The following is a 16,063-nucleotide window of genomic DNA, read 5'->3' on the forward strand; positions in this document are numbered from 1 at the left end:
TTTCTGAATGATTATAGCACTAAATATGCATAAATATACTCTAAAAAATGTATTTTTATCAAATCATACTAAAACATGCATTATTGCATGCCATAAATGACAATCTCGTTTATTCACAAAAAGTCCCTGCAGAAAAGAATGATAGCATCTTCTCTGCAGAGACTTATAGAATTCATCAGATCTCAAAATCCAGGCAGCTTCTAACCTTGGTATAAGGTCTTATCTTTGTGTCCGCTACTGCCACATGCAAAGGGTTTGTTGCGTAAGCTTTAAGTGCGTCCTCGCTCTCTAAAGTACTATCAAGCATAAGGTCAACATTGGAAGAAGGAAGTCCGTTGATATATACCTTTATATCTACGATGCCGGGAACCTTGTCTTTAAGGGCCTCAAGTCCATCCTTTATTTCTTGCTTTATCTTTGACTTCTCTTCTGCTGAAAGTTCATCCTTAAGAGTCCATAAAATTACGTGTTTAACCATGATTACTCCTTTTTGCTGATGTGATAAATTACCGAATTGGAGCGCCCGGCACAAAGTGCTCATGGGCACTAAACTATTATATAAAAAAACAGAAGTAATGTGTAAAAAAAATAAACAGGAGCTGCAGATACATACAAAATATGTTTTCTTCTATGGTATAATTATATGTAAGTACTCAAGGCAACAAAACAAATCAAAACTATCGGCAGGATCAGCTGCCGGTGATCGGTATCTTTTTCGTATGCCGGTGATCAGTATCGTTTTCTTATTGATATATTTGAGAGACTGTATTATGGGAAAAATCAAGAGTTACTTTGTTGAGATTGATGAAAACTTAAATATTCTGAACAGCAGCGAGAGCTTTCATGCATACATCGGGCAAAGCAGCGTAAAGAATCTGGATATGATAGTTCCGCCAGTGGATCTGGACGGGCTTAGGGATGCAGTACTTGCCTTAGAACCGGGTCAGTCGTCTCTGTCATGCTTCAGAGTGCGTGATAATGATGGCGCCCTTTCATGGTTTGCGGCAACAATGGAGAAACACGTAAATCCGGATAAGAATATAAAAGTGGCTCTTTCAGACGTACAGTCCATGAAAAACGATGCCGAACAGGAATGCTACGACAAGATGACCGGTGTCTATTCCAAGAGTGCCATTATTGAGTATGCTCAGAATCTTATGAAGAAGTCACCTCCTGTGAATTTTTATTTTTTCCTTATGGACATCGACAATTTTAAATCAGTTAATGATACCTTAGGGCACATGGCCGGAGATGATGTGATCATAGAAGTGGCAAAGATCGCAAAGAAACACTTAGGAGACAAGGGGGTTGTGGGCAGGATCGGCGGTGATGAGTTCATGCTGGTTCTGGAAAAGGTCAATCAAGAACCGGAACTTCGTGAAATTCTTATGGAAATTAGATATGAAATCCGTGAGAAATACATGGATGAACAAGGAAATAAGACTGTTACGGCTTCAATGGGCGGAGCTCTCTTTCCGGATTACGCAAAGGATTATGACAGCATGTTCCAGCTTTCCGACAAGATGCTCTATCTTGCCAAGACAAAGGGCAGGGATCGTCACATTATTTACACTCCTCATATTCACGGAAAAGTTCTGTATGACGGTAAGGTTATGACCATTGCCCAGCATATGCTCATCAATAATCAAAAGAGTGACATGATCATGGAGCTTATGGATAAGTTCATGATGAAAAGAACTATTTCGTTAAATACGGCACTTGAAAAGATGCTTGTCACTTATAATCTGGATGAGGTCTACTTCCTGGGAGAAGACAGTTTTATATCCTACTTCGGCCTGAAGAAAATCACTGATGATGCCGGCGGAAACAGGTTTGAAAATGACAGCCTGGATCTGTCCGCTACTCTTCCGGAGGATTTTCATCCTATGTTTAATACCTACCCTCTCAAGGTAGTCAATATGTTTCATCTTCAACGGGAGAACTATCCAAAGTTTTCCACATTTATGGTAGATAATGGCTTCCGTGTTCTTGTGGTATATCACAGGACTCTGACGCGGCGGGGTGGTTATATCATATTTGCCAGCAATACAAACAGCTCCTGCAGGCTGGCAGAAACTGATTTCGCAGACCTTACTTACTTTTCAAGAATGGTAGAATTAAGCGGCCGATGCCCATGAGCACCGACCGCTTTTTCTTGACTTTAAATAGTGTTTTAGTTTATTTACACATAAAAACCCGCATTTCTATGACCCAAAATCAGGTATATTGCGATATGAGTCAAAGATAATCGTGCTCTTCATTGACCTATCATCCGATATTTGCAATATGGGTCATAGAAAAAACCGCATTTCTATGACCCAAAATCAGGTATATTGCAATATGAGTCAAAGATAATCGTGCTCTTCATTGACCTATAATCCGATATTTGCAATATGGGTCATAGAAAATCCGTACTTCTATGACTCAAAATCAGGTATATTGCGATATGAGTCAAAGATAATCGTGCACTTCAGTGACCTATAAATCGATATTTGCGATATAGGTCATAGAGATACCCGCACTTCCATGACTCAAAATCAGGTATATTGTGATATGGGTCTAAATGAATAGTCCTTTTTCCTACCTCACCATTTCATGGCATCAACAGCTGCTTTTTCAACTGCGATGCCATCTTTATATCGCTGTGTGAAGGTTTCAAAGCCTTCTACATCGGCAGGGTCCGGTGAAACAGTGGTTCCGGACTGGTCTGCGAAGATTTCTTTTGCAAGGAAATCACTGAGTGTTTCGGCATCCTTTCCACGTAAATCACCGAGGCTTCCGGTATCCTTTACGCGTAAATCTCCTATAGTTTCTGCATCCTTTCTACGGAGCATATAAAGTGCCAGAAGTGCCTCTCCCCATGGTCCGCCTTCGCTTGCGGTGTCCATAACAGTTACCGGAGCGTTGACTGCCGCTGCAAGATAATTCTGGGCAACGCCCTTTGTTTTGAAAAGTCCGCCGTGGCCGGTAATGCTCTTGACCGGCACCTTCTCATCCTTCAAAAGGATATCGAGACCAAGCTTTACAGCTCCGAGTGAGGTGTAGAGATGGGCTCTCATGAAGTTTGCCAGATTAAACTTACTGTCAGGTGTGCGGGCAAATAAAGGTCTTCCTTCATTCAGGTGTGTGATGCCCTCTCCCGAAAAATATCCGTAAGGCAGAAGTCCGCCGCAGTCCTTGTCACCCTTAAGAGAATTTGTGTAGAGCTTGCCGTACAGATCACCCATGTCCACGGTATGTCCCATAAGCTCTGAAAACTCCTTAAAGAGATTTACCCAGGCATTGAGATCCGAAGTTCCGTTATTGGCATGTGACATCGCTACAGGATAGCCATCGGGAGTTGTTACCATGTCGATCTCGCGATAGAGCTTTGAGAGCTTCTTGTCCTGCTGAAGTACCAGCATTGCAAAGGTACTTGTGCCTGCGGATACGTTGCCGGTGCCCGGTGCTACAGAATTGGTAGCCACCATGCCTGTTCCTGCGTCTCCCTCGGGAGGACACATGGGAACGCCTGCCTTCAGTGTGCCGGTTTCATCCAAAAGCTTTGCGCCTTTTTCGGTTAATGTTCCGGCCTGCTCTCCAGCCACAAGAACTTTAGGGAGAATATCCCGAAGCGTCCAAGGATAGCCTTTGTCCTTGATGAGAGTATCGAACTTTGACATCATCTCTTCATCGTAGTCAAGCTTCTCTGAATCAATCGGGAAGATTCCTGCAGCATCGCCTATACCTGTAACCTTCTCTCCTGTCAGCTCCCAGTGAATAAATGAATCAAGCGTAGTTACAAAGGAGAAATCCTTCACGAAGCTTTTGTCCTCCAGCACCATCTGGTAGATGTGTGAGATGGTCCAGCGAAGAGGGATGTTGAACTGAAACTCATTTGTAAGTGCATCGGCTGCCTGCTCAGTGTTGCTGTTTCTCCAAGTCTCAAAAGGACTCAGAAGCTTCCCTTCCTTATCAAAGGCGAGAATTCCATGCATCATGGCACTTATGCCGAGAGCGCCATAGGTCTCAGGCACTACGCCATATTGATCTTTTACTGACTTCACCAGAGAACTGTAACATCCCCGAAGTCCGTTATGAATATCCTCCATGGTATATGTCCAGATATCATTCACCAATCGGTTCTCCCAATCATGGAACCCGGTGGCAAGAACGTGCCCCTTATCATCTGTAAGAACTGCCTTAATTCTGGTGGAGCCAAACTCGATGCCAAGAGCAGTTTTCCCCGCCAGTATTTTTTCTTTTGCACCCATAATTGATATATCTCCTCTATCCGCAGATTTGTTTAGACACGTAGATTGCTTTTTATCGTTCTTCTGCGTGTCAAATTCTTCAAAAGCAGATCAGTTCAGACACGCAGACTACCTTTATATCGTTTTTTGCGTGTCGAATACTTTAAAAATAGACCAGTTCAGACACGCAGATTACCTTATAACGTTTTTTTGCGTGTCAAATTCTTCAAAAATAGACCGATTTAGACACGCAGGATACCTTCTACCATTATTCTGCGTGTCATATACCAAGCCAATCCATTTGACGACCAACACCTTTACCGTTAATTTGTAACAGTTCGGATGGTGAAACACCACCGTTGTCCCCATTGTTTATAAGGTGGTGGAACACTACCTCCGTCCTCATGTATCATCAGTTGAACTGTTACGGTTATTTCTGAGATGCAGATTTATCTGCATCCCAAACGAAGAAGATCTGCCTCTCTTGTATCCTCACCTATAGTCACAAGCTCTGTACCTGTAAGCTTTGCAAAAAGCGCGATGTCCGCTCTTGTCAATGCTGTGGAAATAACGCTGTGATGAGCTCCGCCTGCGTAGCACCAGCCCTCGGTACCGATTTCGAAGTTTGGCTTATGACGGAACATAATACGGGCAACCGGAAGCTTCGGCATAGGCTGTGCCTGCTTTACAAGCTCGATGTCTGCGCAGATGATACGGAAGCGGTCTCCCATATCTACCATGGTTACCTGGACTGCGTCGCCGGTTACTCCGTCAAATACAAGACGTGCCGGATCTTCCTTTCCGCCGATGCCCAGAGGATGAACCTGAATCTCAGGCTTTGTTGCCGCAAATGCAGGCGGTACCTCCAGCATGTGAGAAGCAAGCTCCACCTCCTGACCCTCTGTAAGGTCATAGGTGTAATCCTCGATGAAGCCGGTAGCGCCCTTTCTTGATTCTGCCATCTTCATGAGTACTGCTGATAATGCTGAGATCTTGTAATCTCCCTCAGGTCCGAATCCAACGCCCTTTGCCATAAGGTTCTGTGCTGCAATACCCGGAAGCTGCTTAAGATTATGAAGATCCTGGAAGGTATCTGCAAAAGCTCCAATTCCATTCTTCGCAAGGAACTTATCGAGAGCAACCTCCATCTTTGCCTGCTCACGAACGGAAGCTATATTATCTGTCTTCATGGTGTAGTTTGACTCGTACTCTGCCATTTTTGCATCTACTTCGCTATCCGATACACTCTCCATGATCTTAACCAGATCGCCGATACCGAAATAGTTGCACTCCCAGCCGTAACGGATCTGTGACTCTACACGATCGCCGTCTGTAACAGCAACTTCACGCATGTTGTTTCCGAATGATGCAACCTTTAAATGATGTGAATAGTCGATGGCCTTTGCAACCTCAGCGAACTGACGGATCTTCTTTAGAACACTTTCATTCTTGTAGTAACCTGCCACTACCTCGTGAGGTATTCCGAGACGTGCCACGATGAAACCGTACTCGCGGTCGCCGTGAGCTGACTGGTTGAGATTCATGAAGTCCATGTCAATGCTGTCGTAGGGAAGCTTCTCATTGTGCTGTGTGTGAAGATGAAGCAGAGGCTTACGAAGTTCCTGAAGTCCCTTGATCCACATCTTTGCCGGTGAGAAGGTATGCATCCAGGTGATGACACCTACGCAGTCATCGTCGGTAGATGCCTTGCGGAGATCCTCAATACATGTCTCTGAATCAACAACTGTGGGAAGGAGTTCAACTGATACGATCTCCTTCAATTTGTCATTTAAAAATGATGCCATGTCCGCAGCATCCGCTGCAACCTGACGGAGACATTCATCTCCGTAAAGATCCTGGCTGCCAACAACAAAATATAATTTTTTCATAATTCTTCCTTCTTTCTATCTTGCAACATCAGTCTATTGAAGGGCTGCTTTCCGGGAGTTTCATCCCTGAGGTTTCACTTCTCAATGGTTTGATGTTACTTGCTGAGTTTAAAATAACGTTTTAACAACTTAGAGTCCTTAACATTTATAGTGACTCTTATATAGGATTCAAATCAAAAAATGTGAGCTATACACTTTTCGCAGCGTTTCATTAACGCTCTCTTATATCCCTGACTGAATTACCCTGATTAAATGAAACAGGGAACTGATAAGAGTAGTCATGATGAGTCCAGTTTTGATCCTTCATCATGCGGAGGAGATTTTGAGCAGTGAGTTTTCCCATTTCGAATTTCGGGTGTACTGCCGATAAAATCGTCAGCTCTCCTGACTCCTGCATTTTCGCATCATCAAAGGAAACAATGGAAACATCCTCCGGCACCTTCACTCCTCGTTCGGTAAGAAAGTCTATATATCGATATGCGATCTCGTCATTGTAGAAAACAAGGGCTGTGCACTCCTTTGTTCTGCGATAGAATGACATCAGACTTTTCTTGCTGAATTTATCCTCCATGTCCTTTGTGGTGTACCAGCGTACCCAGTCGTCGTCAAAGCGAAGCCCCAATTCGGACAGGCACTCTGTATAGCCGCGATAGCGTTCCATTCCCTGCATATCATCCGACTTAAACATTCCCCCGATCTTTCTGTGACCATTTTCAATCAAATGCTTAGTCAGTTCATAGCTGCTTTTTGCATCAGACATTTCAACACTGTCGAAATGGATGTTTGAATAATGATTATGGAGAAAGATAGTTGGGATATTCTTCCTTTTGATTTCTTTATACAATCTCTGATTGGGATTCGGGAAGCTCGTACGTGTACCTTCTATGATCAGACCCTGAACGCCTGCCTTCAGGAAATTCTCAAGGAACATGGTTTCTTCATTGAGATGATTTTTTGTAATGGCTACATCGATCTGAAGCCCTTGTTCCTTCATAACCGATTCTATTCCGGCATAGACCTCCGGAAACAGATAATCTGCAAAATAGCTCAGAATCAAACCTATATGCGGCTTTTTATCTCCCTCAGGTTCCGCATCAGTATGGTAGGAAACGTAGGTTCCGCTGCCGCGGACCCTTTGGATGAGCCCTTCCTGTTCCATTTTGTCAAGGGCCATACGAACAGTCTGCCTGGAGTAACCAAACTTCTTTTCCAGTACATGCTCGGACATGAACTTGTCGCCGTTTTTGATGACGCCACTCATGATAAGCGTACGGCCCCATTTATACAGTTTCTGATATTTTAAGCTTTCGTTGATATGCTTTTGGTTTTCTTTGCTCATTCTGTTTACTCTTCACTACTCATCTGTAAATGATGTTTTCCGGCTATGATATCTGACACAGATGCAGATCCTGCTGGCTCGTAAAAAAGATATTTACACGGGGTCACAGGTTTTGGGTCGGTTATTTGATGACCTGTAATGATTTCCTGTCTGCAAAAACTGCCACAAATACCAGGAATACGATTCCCTGTATAAGCTGCATCATCTGTGTTGAAAATCCCATCATGGTGAGTCCGCTGTTAAGTACGATATACAGAAGTGAACCTACAATGATATTTTCAAAACGTACCTTGGCACCGCCTGAAATAGGCATCCCTCCAAGCACCAGGGCGATAAGGATCTGTGTCTCCAACTGGCTTCCGCCTGAAGATGTTACGGATCCAACCTTGATGACATTTATGAATGCCGCAAAACCTGTGATTGCTCCGGAAAGTACATAAACCCAGAATTTCATTTTGTCGGTTCTGATACCTGAGAACATTGCTGCCTTCTCGCCTGCTCCGATAGCTTTCAGATAAGTTCCGAATTTGGTGAATCTGAAGAGTACAAAACCTGTTACAAGAACAAGCAGTGTGAGAGCTACTTTCAGTTCTGTTTTATCGAAATTGATAAGAGCAGCTGATCCCGCAACCGGAGCATTGGTTGTCAGGTACTTGATGAATCCGCGGAACAGAAACATTGTACAGATGGTAACGATAAAGGACTTTATCTTACGGTATACATAGAAATATCCGTTAAATGCACCTATCAGTGCTCCTGTAAGGATTCCGCATAGGATGCTTAAGGGAATATTGATCCTGGACACCATACATACAACTATGGATGCAATTCCGAGTATGGATCCCTGTGAAAAATCAAGACCTCCCATGGTCATGATAAAAAACACACCGGTTGTGGCGATCATGGTCACATATACCTGGGAAAGAACAAGGGGCATATTTTTGACCATTCTGAAATTCGTCAGAACATTAAATACCAAAAATACTATGATCAGGCCAACGATAGGAAGATATGTCTTGACTGCGGAAATCATGGAGAGATTTCCTGTTTTCTTTTCTTTTGCTGCTGTCATCTCTGTTTTACTCACTGCCACCATAATTCCTCCTTAAACCATCATTGTGATCAGATTGTTTTCATCCAGTGTCTCGCTTCTTTCGATCTGTCCGTTGATCATTCCGTCCTTCATGATGATGATACGATCACACATTCCTATAAGTTCCATCAGCTCTTCGGAAATCATGATGATTGATTTTCCTGCCTTTCTCATTCTGTCCATGAGCTGATATATATCCTGCTTTACCTTGATATCGATACCTCTTGTCGGGCTGTCCAGTACGACGATATCCGAATCCTTGCCTATCCATCTGGCGAGAACTACCTTCTGCTTGTTTCCGCCGGAAAGATCCGATACAAACTGATCGACATTTACCATCTTTACCGACATGTCTTTTGCGAATTTATCTGCAAAGCTTCTTAATTTTTTATCACTTAACATATGTCTCTTGTCTGCAAGATCATCAAGAGATGGCAGGCAAATGTTGTCCATGATGCTCTGATTAAGTACAACGGATTCATTATCCCTGTCCTTTGATGTATATGCGATGCTGTGCTGAATAGCTGTGGGGATATCATTGATCTCGGTGCCGTCTGAAAGCTTTACGGAACCGGTTCTGTCATAGGAAGCACCGAAGATGGCCTTGCCTACTTCGTGCATTCCGGATTCCGAAAGACCGCCGAAGCCTAAAATCTCTCCTTTGTGAAGCTCGAAATCAAGCTTGTTCAGGAGTCCCGGTACCGACACATCTTTCACTGAAAGAACGACCTCGTCGGATACCTTGCTGCCGTAATCTGAACGGTAGTAATCTCCTGTTACTTCGCGGCCTACCATGAGACGCTTCAGATCCTCTTCGGAAACGTCTTTGCTCTTTACGGTATCGATATAAACTCCGTCACGAAGAATCGTGATGGTATCTGAACGATCGAGTATTTCCTGAAGGTCATGGGATATAAAGATAATGGTATTGCCCTTCTCTCTTATTTTGTCCATAACCTTGTAAAGCTCATTTCTTCCCTCCTGGGAAAGAGCTGTTGTGGTCTCATCTATAACAACGATCTTTGGGTCAAAATAAGTTGCCTTTACGATCTCAACCAGCTTTCTGTCCTCGAAGTTGTAGTCATCGATCATTCGCTGGGCTTTGATGCGGTCGAAACCGTAACTATGGAGAAGCTCATTAGCCTCCTTGATCATCTGCTTTGTGTTCTTGATTCCGCACTTCACAAATCTTTCTTCATGTCCCAGGAATATATTTTCGGCTACGGTAAGACCTGAAAGGGTTCCGAGCTCCTGTACTATGATAGAAACGCCATGGTTGTTGGCATCCACCTGATTCTTCGGATGGATCTCCTCTCCGTCCAGTACGAAGATACCGCTGTCGATGCTGTAAATTCCGGTCAGCATGTTTGTTAATGTTGACTTTCCGGAGCCGTTCTCACCGATCAGGGCATGAACCTCTCCTTTATTGATATTGAAAGAAACATTCTTAACTGCCTTCGTGATACCGAAGGACTTACAAAGATTTTTTACCTCTAAACGAACCTCGCTCATTGTACCCTCCTGTATCACTTTACAATTTCGCCCTTATTGATCTTTGTGGTTACTGTGATGATGATCAGAAGCGCAAAGCCTGTGATTACATCCTGAATTGCAGTAGGGGCACCTAATGCAATAAAGCCGAAAAAGATGATGTTGATGATAAATTCTCCGATGATGATGGCCTGTAAAGGAATGCCGTATTTCTTGAAGGCAACTCCGAAGAAGCAGCCCATGGTGGGGATGAAGTTACGGCTCATGGAGGCCATGCCGGTTACAGCGACCATTGAGGAACCATAGCTTATGGTCAGAACTGCCATGATGCCTAAAAAGCCACCGCTTAAGATGAATGCCAGAACTTTATATTTATTGACATTGATACCCATGTTCTTTGCTACAAATTCGTTGCTGCCGATGGCATAGGTATATGTACCGATTTTTGTATAGTTAAGGAATACATAAGCCACGATAAAAGCAACCAGTGCAAGGATGATATCTCCGGGCATCTGTCCGAACATTCTGAGATCAGCTGATAATGTCTGCTCAACTCCGCCTGCAATGTAGTTTGCAACTGCTTCATAAATGAGAGCAAGACCTGTGGTTACGATCATGGACGGGATATGAAGCTTTACATAAAAGCTTCCGTTGAAAAGTCCTACCAGGCATCCACAGAGCAAAGCTCCTATGATGAGACCGAAATATCCAAGGCCGAATTTTGTTGCGAAAACGCATCCGACGATGGCGGAAAGCATTATGTTTGCGCCGATTGAGAAATCAAACATGCCCATGACCATTACAAAGTAGAAACCTACAGCACCGACGCTTGCGATGAGGCTGGCCTGAAAATAGCTGAGCATATTGTTAAATGATCCAAAATTGTGTGGAGTCAGTATCTTGAAGATACCCCAGGAAAGCACAACCAGTAAGAGTAAAATCAAATAACCGCGAAGGCTTCCTTCAATCTTTCTTTGATCCATTGTTACAGCGGAAGAATTCATTTTATTACCTCATTTATATATCTGTGGGAAGCCCGGCTGTATGATTCTCTACGGTAAAAGCCTGGGCTGTATTTTGGAAACATCAGCCCGGAGAAAATTCGTTTAGCGAATGGCTGATGCTGCATGGCAGGTCTTCTTCGAAAACCTGACAGATGTTTTTAAAACTCGAGCCGATATCTGTGCCTAAGCTCGATACCGGCTCAAATGATGTTTCTTAATAGATTTAGTATTTATTTTCCTGCACGAGCAGCTGCATCCTCGATAGAAATCTTAGCGGCTGCTTCCTTAAGTCCGTCGAATGAAAGCTCAGACATTGAAACAAGCTCTTCATCTGTGTATGGAAGCTGGTCTACGAAGTACTTCTCATAAGCCTTGTAATCATCAGCGGATGAAACATAGAGATATGGGAACGGAACATCGTTGAACTGACCTTCAAATCCTGTGTATTTGCCCTTGATTGCGTTGTAAACCATCATGAAAGCGATAAGAGGATCGCAGTAATGTCCGCCGGACTCGCCTGCCATTGAACCATTCTCAAGTCTCTCTCCGAGGTCAGGAAGGAAGTCTGTTGATACGATGTCGATATCCTGTGTCTTTCCTGCACGCTCAACTGCTGCGATAGCTCCCTGAAGAGGATCTCCGCCGCCTCCTGCAGGGATAAGTGCATCAAGTGATGGATCTGCAGACATCAGAGCTTCGGCTGCCTTTGAACCACCTTCTGATGTTGTACCTGCGTACTGGGGCTCGGAAAGCTTTGCCTGATCATCCGGGTGCTCAGCATTCCACTTTTCAACTCCTGCCTTATAGCCTTCCCATCTACCGAGCCAGGTTGCATCGCCCTGCTCCCAACCGATGAGACCGATGTTGCGATCGCCCTTATCGAGGAGGATGTTTACAAGCTTTTCGCCGTTCTCAGGCTCGTTCTCATGAACTGCTCCTACGAAATATGGTGAATCGGTAGCTGCCTTATAAATGTCAGGGCTGTTGGTCTCAGAGATAACACGGAAGAACTGTGCAAGGTAAACCTTGTTGTCATTACAGGTCTTGATGGCTGAAGTCATTTCTGTATCAGATGAGTTACAGATTACGATTCCCTGGCAGCCGGCTGCTGCGAGCTGTTCAACAGAAGCTGTTACCTTTTCGGAAACATGGCCCTGGTCAACATACTGAACCTGAACTCCCAGAGACTTTGCTGCCTCATCAATGATCTGCTTGCACTGTGATCCGAGAACGTCTGTTGAAGACCAAATAGATACGCCGATCTTAATGTCCTTGTTGTCAACAGCGGCTGTCTGTCCGCTTGCTGCTGCAGGTGCTGCGGGTGTACTGCTGCCACAAGCTGTAAGTCCGGTTACCATAGCTACGGACGCTGCAACGGCCGCAACTTTTCTTAGAATTTTTCTCATTACAAAACCTCCATTTATTGATTGTTCACTATTTTTGTTGCTTTTCACAACTCGTTGAACGTAGTTTATCAGCGGCTTTGTTCATTAGCAATACAATACAAGGTATTTATATCACAAAGTTGTATTGAAAAACTGCATAAAATCACATATTAATGGCACGAAAATTCACGAAAATATATCAAATGCACAACAGGCCTTGATTTTGGGTGATTTTTATGAGTGAAAAATAGTTCCTTTTTGGTGCGAAATTATCATTTAGAGTGTGATGTTTCAAAAAATAATACAACTTGATATTTGTACTATTATTCATTTTTGCTGACATATAAAAACGGCTGACCATATGGTCAGCCGCCGGGAAATCATTATAGGACGATTTGATAGTTTCTTATGCTTTTATAATTATTTGGTCAGAAATGACTCTGCCTCGGCTTTTATCATTTCCACCAGGTCCCTGTATGCGGGAAGGCTCTTAAAGTACTTTTCTGAATAAACAAGGCTGATTTCTCCTTTTGTTGCCGGGTCATCAAACGGTATACAGGTCATACCGCCACCTTCGACCTCGGTATAACGTTTGTTTGCCGGATAGAAGCTGACCGCAAAAACATCAGGCTGTTCGCTGGCCATTTTGATAACTGTCTGAACAGAATCTACGGTGATGACATTATTGACGGTAATCTCCTTGACGAGCTCGGGAACAAAACCTGACAGCATGGAATAGGCCCGCACTTCGGATACTTCTTCATCAAGCTTTGAAGAATGACTTGGATATGCAAGACAATAGCCTTTGAGATCCGAAAAATTAACGGTTTTATATTTTGTAAGGGGACTCTCATTTTTAACGAGGCATCCGTAATAGCCTTCCATCAGGGTTATCTTTTTGATGCCTTTAGCATTAAATGCTGGATCATCGTCATCTTTACGATTGAGACAGATTGCAAGTGAAGGATGTGCAGTATTTAAGGATACCTGCTTTTCCGGAGCGGCATCCCCCTGATATTTCAAAAGAACATTGGAGTGGTTTCTCTGAAAAGGGATATGAAGCTTTGGGATAAGAAAGCCCACAAGGGAGATATGCGAGTAAGCATAAATAGTCGTGGATTCGTTATCGTTGGCAAGCTTTTTCCACCCGTTATAGTAATCCAGTATTATACGTGCCTCTTTGTAGATTTTTTCTCCTTCGGGAGTAAGCTGCATTCCGGATTTGTTTCGCTCAAAAAGAATAACACCCAGTTCATTTTCCATAAGCTTAATGGATTTTGTCAGGCTTGGCTGCGCTACAAAAAGCTTCTTGGCTGCTTTATTGATGGATCCGGTTTCGGCAATTGCCACAAAATAATTCAGGGAGCTTATCTTCATAGTAGTTCTCCGCTTTAAGAATCAATGATCAAAATGTATTTGACCAACTAACAGGACTGTGCTCTTTAATGGATTTTGAAAACATTATAGCTGTTTTTCATATACTTAAGATTTTTTTATATTATACAAGGATTTAAGTCGATAGTATATTACTTTAACAAGTAGAGTCGATATAAATTGAAGGAACAAACAGGTTATGACAAGTCCCTGAGGAACGGTACTAATCATATATCTGTTCTTATCAGGGAGGAGTATCAGCCATGACAAACAAGGAAAGAATCAAGAGAGCATTTTCAAATCAACCGGTAGACAGGGTTCCGATAGCTTTTTTTCATCATTTCACATCACCTTATGACTGGAATATGGGACTCAGCAATCCGGAGGCGCTTGAAGCAAATATAAATCTTCATAAACCCTCTCTGGAAAAGTTTGTTCCTGATATTATCAAGATAATGAATGACACTCTCATGATGATGCCTCTGGATGTCAGTGGCATAGAGAAGGCTTCAGATCTCTACAAGATTAAAAAACCTATGATCGATTCTCCTTATGCCAAGGCTCAGATAGACCTTACCAAAAGAGTAATGGAGATATATGAAGGTGTTGATGCACCTGTCTATGTGACCTGTTTCTCTGCTGCCTGGGTGCTTAGAAATGCATTTACCGAGGGACTTCCGGTTTTCGGAGCACAGGAAGATACCATACAGCGATTCATGAGGGAAGATCCTGTTGCAGTTAAATATGCATTAGACATTATTACTGAAGGCATAATCGATCTTAACAGAGTACTTCTTACAGAATGCGGCGCGGATGGCATCTACCTGAGCTGCAACAATCAGGGTGGATTTTTCAATGAGGTCTTCCACAAAAAGTATGTTGCGCCTACTGAAAAGAAGATACTTGATGAAGCCAAAAAGATCAGAAATACAAATATCTTACACATCTGCGGATATCACGGTCATGGAAATGACTTAAGACTCTATAAAGGTTATGACGCCGCTGCCTACAGCGTTGCTGTTGTGGCAGAAGGAACAACTTTAAGTGAGGCTAAGAAGCTCTTTAAAGGCAAATGCATCATCGGCGGCTTCTCACAGGACGGCATCATATATAAAGGCTCTAAGGAAGAGCTTGAGAAGGCAACCTACAACCTTCTTTCCGAATGCGGACAGACCGGCATCATTCTTGGCGCCGACTGCACCGTCCCCAATGACATAGATGAGGATCGTTTCAACTGGGTTCGCGAATCATGCAAACAGTTTGCATCATGTAACTCAGCCATGTTTTCCGCATCCTGATCATAATTAATTTGTTTTTAAAGAGACACTCTCCCCAACCTAATCTCTTTAAAATATACACACACACACCACGGCCCCTTCCCCAAGGGGCATTTTTTTTGTATATTTTTAGACATTGCGCGACATTGCAAAACACATTACTCGACATTGCGCAGACATTACTACGAGAGGAATGTATAAGTAATATTGATCAGCGGAAGATATATTTCGATGTAAAATGAATTTAAAAGAGGGGTGTAATCCATGATCACACTCCTCAAAAAATAAATTCGAGCTCTAGTTTCGATGTTATGTTGATTATCAAGTTTCGGGTTAGATTATGAACATTTTACATAATGAGATTCTTCTGAAGCAATCATTATTGTAAGAGTACCGTCGGATTCTATGATAATATCGCCTTCACCGGACATATTATCATAAGTTTTTTCATTTATTCTAATATATTCTATGGTTTCACCATAACGGGTAACCGTTATGGTTGATTCATCCTTTTTTTGTACATAGGCCCACATACCACGTTCACTGGGGATTAGTATTTCCCCTGCGCTCTCTCCGGATTTAAATGAATATACGCCTGAGATTGTATCCACATTATCTTCAGGGGAAATATGGATAGTCATTACCATTCCATCATCGTTTAACATTGCTCCATTTTGGTCAACATCATGATTGTAATGTTCTATACGGGTGTTTGTGACGAGATAACCCTCAGAATCAAAATAGTAACATTCAGCTACACCATCGTTGTTACCATCAATCCAGTGCCATGATGACGTTGGGTAGGTTCCGTCTCCGTTGTCGTACCACCAGCCCTTGGCATCATTCTTCCAAGTTCCTGCCATGGCTGTAAAACCTGCTGTAATTGCAATGATTGCTGTTAAAAATGCAAAACTATATTTTTTCATGAGTTATTCTCCATTGTGTTTTTTAATTTAATTAATTTAGAGTCGATGTATTG

12 protein-coding genes are annotated in these 16,063 nt (G+C 43.0%); 2 read left to right on the plus strand and 10 right to left on the minus strand.

The features are described 5' to 3' along the window. Window positions 1–175: 175 nt before the first annotated feature. Window positions 176–478 carry a Dabb family protein gene (locus BLV86_RS05990; RefSeq protein WP_090815602.1) on the minus strand — a complete coding sequence of 101 codons (303 nt, stop codon included), beginning with the start codon at window positions 476–478 and terminating at the stop codon, window positions 176–178. 292 nt (window positions 479–770) lie between these two features. Here BLV86_RS05990 and BLV86_RS05995 point away from each other — a divergent pair, with 292 nt between their 5' ends. Further along, a complete protein-coding gene (locus BLV86_RS05995; RefSeq protein ID WP_175456452.1) occupies window positions 771–2,138 on the plus strand; it encodes a GGDEF domain-containing protein in 1,368 nt (455 codons plus the stop codon). A 447-nt stretch (window positions 2,139–2,585) separates the two neighbouring features. Here BLV86_RS05995 and BLV86_RS06000 read toward each other — a convergent pair whose 3' ends face one another. The 8 genes from BLV86_RS06000 to BLV86_RS06035 form a co-directional block, all read right to left on the minus strand. Continuing rightward, on the minus strand, window positions 2,586–4,253 hold the full coding sequence (locus BLV86_RS06000; RefSeq protein ID WP_090815606.1) for a xylulokinase: 1,668 nt from the start codon (window positions 4,251–4,253) through the stop codon (window positions 2,586–2,588). Between the two features lie 428 nt (window positions 4,254–4,681). Beyond that, window positions 4,682–6,121, minus strand: a complete 1,440-nt coding sequence (gene araA / locus BLV86_RS06005; protein ID WP_090815608.1) for an L-arabinose isomerase — start codon at window positions 6,119–6,121, stop codon at window positions 4,682–4,684. Window positions 6,122–6,332: 211 nt separating this feature from the next. Beyond that, window positions 6,333–7,460, minus strand: a complete 1,128-nt coding sequence (locus BLV86_RS06010; protein ID WP_090815610.1) for a GntR family transcriptional regulator — start codon at window positions 7,458–7,460, stop codon at window positions 6,333–6,335. Window positions 7,461–7,581: 121 nt separating this feature from the next. Next, window positions 7,582–8,493, minus strand: coding sequence for an ABC transporter permease (locus BLV86_RS06015; protein WP_442950759.1), 912 nt, complete (start codon window positions 8,491–8,493; stop codon window positions 7,582–7,584). A gap of 72 nt (window positions 8,494–8,565) precedes the next feature. Next, window positions 8,566–10,065 carry a sugar ABC transporter ATP-binding protein gene (locus BLV86_RS06020; RefSeq protein WP_090815612.1) on the minus strand — a complete coding sequence of 500 codons (1,500 nt, stop codon included), beginning with the start codon at window positions 10,063–10,065 and terminating at the stop codon, window positions 8,566–8,568. A 14-nt stretch (window positions 10,066–10,079) separates the two neighbouring features. Then, window positions 10,080–11,048 carry an ABC transporter permease gene (locus BLV86_RS06025; protein ID WP_090815614.1) on the minus strand — a complete coding sequence of 323 codons (969 nt, stop codon included), beginning with the start codon at window positions 11,046–11,048 and terminating at the stop codon, window positions 10,080–10,082. 230 nt (window positions 11,049–11,278) lie between these two features. Beyond that, window positions 11,279–12,454 carry a sugar ABC transporter substrate-binding protein gene (locus BLV86_RS06030; protein ID WP_090815616.1) on the minus strand — a complete coding sequence of 392 codons (1,176 nt, stop codon included), beginning with the start codon at window positions 12,452–12,454 and terminating at the stop codon, window positions 11,279–11,281. A gap of 399 nt (window positions 12,455–12,853) precedes the next feature. Next, the gene (locus tag BLV86_RS06035; RefSeq protein WP_090815618.1) at window positions 12,854–13,810 is read right to left on the minus strand and encodes a LysR family transcriptional regulator; all 957 of its coding nucleotides are present in this window, start codon (window positions 13,808–13,810) and stop codon (window positions 12,854–12,856) included. Window positions 13,811–14,070: 260 nt separating this feature from the next. Between BLV86_RS06035 and BLV86_RS06040 the strand changes: the two genes are divergently transcribed. Beyond that, the gene (locus BLV86_RS06040) at window positions 14,071–15,105 is read left to right on the plus strand and encodes a uroporphyrinogen decarboxylase family protein (protein ID WP_090815620.1); all 1,035 of its coding nucleotides are present in this window, start codon (window positions 14,071–14,073) and stop codon (window positions 15,103–15,105) included. Window positions 15,106–15,422: 317 nt separating this feature from the next. On the opposite strand, the gene BLV86_RS06045 is transcribed toward BLV86_RS06040, so the two are convergent. Beyond that, the gene (locus BLV86_RS06045; protein ID WP_090815622.1) at window positions 15,423–16,010 is read right to left on the minus strand and encodes a hypothetical protein; all 588 of its coding nucleotides are present in this window, start codon (window positions 16,008–16,010) and stop codon (window positions 15,423–15,425) included. Between the last annotated feature and the right edge of the window lie 53 nt (window positions 16,011–16,063).

It is taken from the genome of Oribacterium sp. KHPX15, from assembly GCF_900107835.1.
Taxonomy (GTDB): domain Bacteria; phylum Bacillota; class Clostridia; order Lachnospirales; family Lachnospiraceae; genus Oribacterium.

Excerpts from the sequence above, each read along its gene's own strand:
- BLV86_RS05990 (WP_090815602.1), bottom strand. The coding sequence starts at position 478 with ATGGTTAAACACGTAATTTTATGGACTCTTAAGGATGAACTTTCAGCA.
- BLV86_RS05995 (WP_175456452.1), top strand. The coding sequence starts at position 771 with ATGGGAAAAATCAAGAGTTACTTTGTTGAGATTGATGAAAACTTAAAT.
- BLV86_RS06000 (WP_090815606.1), bottom strand. The coding sequence starts at position 4,253 with ATGGGTGCAAAAGAAAAAATACTGGCGGGGAAAACTGCTCTTGGCATC.
- araA (WP_090815608.1), bottom strand. The coding sequence starts at position 6,121 with ATGAAAAAATTATATTTTGTTGTTGGCAGCCAGGATCTTTACGGAGAT.
- BLV86_RS06010 (WP_090815610.1), bottom strand. The coding sequence starts at position 7,460 with ATGAGCAAAGAAAACCAAAAGCATATCAACGAAAGCTTAAAATATCAG.
- BLV86_RS06015 (WP_442950759.1), bottom strand. The coding sequence starts at position 8,493 with ATGATTTCCGCAGTCAAGACATATCTTCCTATCGTTGGCCTGATCATA.
- BLV86_RS06020 (WP_090815612.1), bottom strand. The coding sequence starts at position 10,065 with ATGAGCGAGGTTCGTTTAGAGGTAAAAAATCTTTGTAAGTCCTTCGGT.
- BLV86_RS06025 (WP_090815614.1), bottom strand. The coding sequence starts at position 11,048 with ATGAATTCTTCCGCTGTAACAATGGATCAAAGAAAGATTGAAGGAAGC.
- BLV86_RS06030 (WP_090815616.1), bottom strand. The coding sequence starts at position 12,454 with ATGAGAAAAATTCTAAGAAAAGTTGCGGCCGTTGCAGCGTCCGTAGCT.
- BLV86_RS06035 (WP_090815618.1), bottom strand. The coding sequence starts at position 13,810 with ATGAAGATAAGCTCCCTGAATTATTTTGTGGCAATTGCCGAAACCGGA.
- BLV86_RS06040 (WP_090815620.1), top strand. The coding sequence starts at position 14,071 with ATGACAAACAAGGAAAGAATCAAGAGAGCATTTTCAAATCAACCGGTA.
- BLV86_RS06045 (WP_090815622.1), bottom strand. The coding sequence starts at position 16,010 with ATGAAAAAATATAGTTTTGCATTTTTAACAGCAATCATTGCAATTACA.